This window comes from Gammaproteobacteria bacterium (genome assembly GCA_037388465.1).
Classification (GTDB): Bacteria; Pseudomonadota; Gammaproteobacteria; order SpSt-1174; family SpSt-1174; genus JARRKE01.
Genome location: JARRKE010000150.1, coordinates 1 through 3,167, shown reverse-complemented (window position 1 = coordinate 3,167; position 3,167 = coordinate 1). Strand labels below are relative to the sequence as shown.

At 63.7% G+C, this 3,167-nt stretch carries 4 protein-coding genes; 2 read left to right on the top strand and 2 right to left on the bottom strand.

What is annotated here, in order from left to right; all coding sequences use genetic code 11:
• Positions 1 to 579: LysR substrate-binding domain-containing protein (locus tag P8Y64_14490; protein MEJ2061656.1), on the top strand; the 579-nt coding region annotated here is incomplete at its 5' end.
• Positions 580 to 660: 81 nt separating this feature from the next.
• Here P8Y64_14490 and P8Y64_14485 read toward each other — a convergent pair.
• Positions 661 to 1,110 (bottom strand): fasciclin domain-containing protein, encoded by a 450-nt coding sequence (locus P8Y64_14485; protein MEJ2061655.1) that lies wholly within the window; start codon positions 1,108 to 1,110, stop codon positions 661 to 663.
• Between the two features lie 229 nt (positions 1,111 to 1,339).
• Here P8Y64_14485 and P8Y64_14480 point away from each other — a divergent pair, with 229 nt between their 5' ends.
• Positions 1,340 to 2,281, top strand: a complete 942-nt coding sequence (locus tag P8Y64_14480; GenBank protein MEJ2061654.1) for a MerR family transcriptional regulator — start codon at positions 1,340 to 1,342, stop codon at positions 2,279 to 2,281.
• Here the strand turns inward: P8Y64_14480 and P8Y64_14475 are convergent.
• A partial coding sequence (locus tag P8Y64_14475) for an FAD-dependent oxidoreductase (GenBank protein MEJ2061653.1) occupies positions 2,232 to 3,167 on the bottom strand: 936 nt, incomplete at its 5' end. The genes P8Y64_14480 and P8Y64_14475 overlap by 50 nt on opposite strands.

Genomic DNA, 3,167 nt, shown 5'->3' with positions numbered 1-3,167 from the left:
CAGGCGCCGTCCATGCCGTTGATCATCGAGGAGGGCTATACGGCGGAGCTGCGCCGCCGCCTCAAGCAGGGCGAACTGGACGCCATTCTCGTGTCGTTACCTTTCGAGGAGCCGGGGGTGGTCACGCTGGCGGTGTACGAGGAACCGTTCGTGGCGCTGCTGCCGGCTGCGCATCCACTCGCCCGTGACGAGGAGATCTCCCTGCCGGGACTGACCGAGGAAAATCTTTTGCTGCTGGGATCCGGTCATTGTTTTCGCGACCAGCTGTTGGAAGCCTGTCCGGAATGCGGCCGCAGCGTGTCAGGCGATGAATCCCGTCCCGCCGCCCTGGTCGGTAGCTCCCTGGAAACCATCCGCCACATGGTCGCATCCGGACTGGGGGTGACGGTTGTGCCCTGCACGGCAGCAGGCGCCGAGCATTACGCCCAGCGCCTGCTGGTGGTGCGCCGCTTGGCCGAACCCGTTCCGAGCCGCCAGGTGGCGCTGGCCTGGCGGACCAGCTTTCCCCGCCCCAAGGCGATCGAGGTCTTGCGTCAGGCGGTGCGCGCCTGCCCGTTGAGCTGTGTGCGGTTCCTGTAGCTGCGTTAGCAACGCCGATGGGCGGTTACACATGACTGCGGGGCGCAAGCGCCCCGCAGTGCAGTACGACGTCGGCAGAGATTATTGAGGCAGGATTACCGTGTCGATGACATGGATCACCCCGTTGCTCGCCGGGATATCGGTCTGGACGACCCGTGCGTTGTCCACACGTACACCGTCGGAGGTGTCGATCCGGATGGATTGGCCCTGGACGGTCTTGGCGGAGCTCAGGCTAGTCACCTGGGCCGCGGTTACCTTGCCCGGCACCACATGGTAGGTGAGCACTTTGACCAGAGCTTCCTTGTCGGCAAGTAGCGCATTCAATTGATCCTGGGGGATCTTTGCGAACGCCTCGTCAGTGGGCGCGAACACCGTGTATGGGCCCTTGCCCTTCAGGGTGTCCACCAGTCCAGCCTGTTTAATGGCCGTGACGAGCGTGTTAAAGCTGCCGGCACTTACAGCCGTATCGACGATGTCCTTCTGGCTGGCATGTGCGCCGTAGCTGCCGGCCTTGGCCGGCGTAGCCGCCAGTGCGAACAGCAAAAACAGCAGCGCGACCGGCAGATACAGGGGGGATATTGCACGGATTTGAGGGGTTTTCATGGCTCGTTCTCCACAGTCAAACGGTTACCGAGATGACCAACGATTGTTCATCTCTTGTCTAGGACAATAGGTGAACAACTTTGGAATGTCAAGCATTTGTCTAGGACAAAACTCAGACTTATAATCACTGCAACGAAATCAAGGGGCTGCGCCGGTTGTGAATAAACCCGAACCTCGTCATCCGATTCAGGTCGTCGCCCGTCGCACCGGTCTTAGTGCCGATGTCATCCGGGCATGGGAACGACGTTACCAGGTGGTGGAGCCGACTCGCGCCAATGGCAGCCGGCGCTTGTATTCGGACGCCGATGTGGAGCGACTTACGCTGCTGCGGCGCGCTACCTCGGCAGGGAGGCGAATCGGCGACGTGGCCGGTCTTAGCACCTCTGCACTGCGAGAGCTGGTCAGCGATGACGCTGAATCAGAAGCCGGCGTGGCAATCCCGGGAGGCAGCGCGGCGGCACAGCATCTCCAGGTCTGTCGTAAGGCGGTCAGGCAACTGGACCCGGTGGGCTTGCATCAATGTCTGGCGAATGCGGCCGTCACGCTGAGTACGCCGGTACTGCTGGAACAGTTGATCGGTCCATTAATGCATGACATCGGCGTGCAATGGCGGGAGGGAGAATTGCGGGTGTGCCATGAACACATGGCAACGCCGCAGGTGAGCGGGTTTCTCCATGCGATGGTGCAGGCCGCGGCGAGCGCCACGAGTGGCCCCATCGTGATTGTCGCGACCCCAGCGGGGCAGCATCACGAAGTTGGCGCCTTGATGGCGGCACTGACGGCCGCCACCGAAGGATGGGCCGTCATCTATCTGGGCGCAGATTTGCCGGCAGAGGATATTGCCGCCGCGGCATTGCAGCGTGGGGCGCGGGCGGTGGCACTGAGCCTCACTTTCCCACCCGATGATCCGGCGCTGGCCGATGAGCTGCGCCGGCTGAGCGCGGCGCTGCCCGATGCTGTCGACCTTCTGGTCGGAGGCGGGTCAGTGGACGCCTACGCTGAGGTGCTTGACCAGATCGGGATTTCCCGCGTCAATGATTTCAGCCTCCTCAGGCGGCTTCCCGTGCTGCTTCGGCGCTTGGCCGACGCCACTGTTTGAGGGTCACCAGTTCCTCCGCGCTGCTCGGATGGATGGCCACGGTGCGGTCGAAGTCGGCCTTGGTGGCTCCCATCTTGAGTGCGACGGCAAAGCCCTGCAGCATCTCGTCCACGCCTTCGCCGATGAGGTGGATGCCTACGATCCGTTCCTCCTCGCCCGCGCAAACCAGCTTCATGGCGGTGGGCTGCCCCTGCGCGCTCAGCGCATAGCGCATGGGCGTGAAGCGGGTTTCGTAGATCGTCAGCGCCTCGCCGTATTCATCTATTGCCTGACTCTCCGTGAGTCCCACGCTGCCCACCGGCGGATGCGCGAAGACCACGGTGGGAATGTCCGTATAGTCGAGGCGCGCATCGGGGTTGCCGCCGAACAGGCGTTCGGCCAGCTTGCGCCCGGCGGCGACGGCCACCGGTGTCAGCGGCGTGCGGCCGGTGATGTCCCCGAGTGCATAAATGCCCGACACGTTGGTGTTCTGGTAGGCATCGGTGGGGATAACGCCGTTGCGCTCGTAGGCTACGCCGGCCGCATCCAGGTTCAGGGCGCGGGTGTTGGCGCCGCGCCCAACGGCCCAGATGATGGCGTCGTAGCCGTCCAGGATGTCGCCCTGGGCCGAACGCAATGCCAGGCCCGAGGCGGTCTCTTCCAGTGCGGCCACCTGAAACGGCAGGTGCAGTTCGATGCCCTGGGACCGCATGGCCTGCATCAAGGTGTCGCTGATTATCTCGTCGAAGACCTCGAGCACGCGTGATTCGAGGCCGACCACGGTGACTTCGGAGCCCAGGGCGCGCAGCACGCCGGCGAGTTCCACGCCGATGTAACCGCCGCCGATCACGGCGACGCGTTCGGGCTGGGATTCCAGCCGGAAGAAGTCGTCCGAGGTGATGCCCAG